Here is an 828-nt window from a genome sequence, read left to right as displayed (position 1 = left end):
GTTCTTGGCCGGAACCCTTGGGGGGGGGGCGGCGGGGGGTGCGGGGCGGCCGAACATGCCTCGGCAGCGGCCGCCTGAGCCTCGGTGAGAGGACCTGCGGTGACCGCCCGGGGGCGGCCTCGGACGGGCCGAGTGGCCCGACCGGAGTTTCAGCCGCGGCTGTACGTCAGCTTTTCGCCCGTCGTCGGGTTGAGGCGTTGCAGTCGGCCGCCCGGAAGGAGGGTCACCTCCGTGGCCGCGCCCGGGGAGCAGGAGGAGAGCGGCTCGCCCGTGGTCACCTTGGAGGGGCCCAGGGTCAGCGGGGACTCGGGGGCCGGTGCCTTGGTCAGCGTGGCCGCGAACTCGCAGTGGTAGGCCTCGCCGTCCGCCACCAGGCGCAGGACGGTGTCGCCCACCTCGCCCTGGGTGAGGGTCAGGCGGCGGATGTCGGCGGTGTTGATGGTGGTGTTCCAGGTGCCCAGGTAGTCCTCGGGTATCCGGCCCTCCTGCGAGGGAGACGGGGACGGGGAGGGCGATGAGGAGGCGGGGGATTCGTCCACGGATTCCGACGGGGGCGCCGACACGGATCGCGTCGGGGCCGGGTTCGCGCCGGACGGGTCGTCGTCGCCGTTCATGACCGCGTACACCGTGCCGCCGGCCGCGAGCGCGACCACCGCGGCGATCGCTACCAGCAGCACCGTGGAACGGGCTCCGCGGCGGGGCTGCGGTTCCGGGTCGTACGGGTCGTACGCCGTCGTGTCGGCCGCGTACGGGTTGTGCGGGACCGGGACCGGGACGGGGACGGGGGCCGGTACCGGCATCGGCCGCTGGGGCGGGGCGGCCGGGTAC

At 74.8% G+C, this 828-nt stretch carries 1 pseudogene; it reads right to left on the bottom strand.

The window, feature by feature from the left end:
- Positions 1 to 149: 149 nt before the first annotated feature.
- A pseudogene (locus tag P1P75_RS41735) lies at positions 150 to 828 on the bottom strand (serine/threonine protein kinase); the annotation flags it as partial.

Origin of the sequence: Streptomyces sp. ID05-39B (assembly GCF_033794725.1) — a bacterium.
In the GTDB taxonomy this organism is placed as follows: Bacteria; Actinomycetota; Actinomycetes; order Streptomycetales; family Streptomycetaceae; genus Streptomyces; species Streptomyces bobili.
Note: the sequence above shows the minus strand (reverse complement) of the source record. Positions and strands in the feature narration are given on the sequence as shown.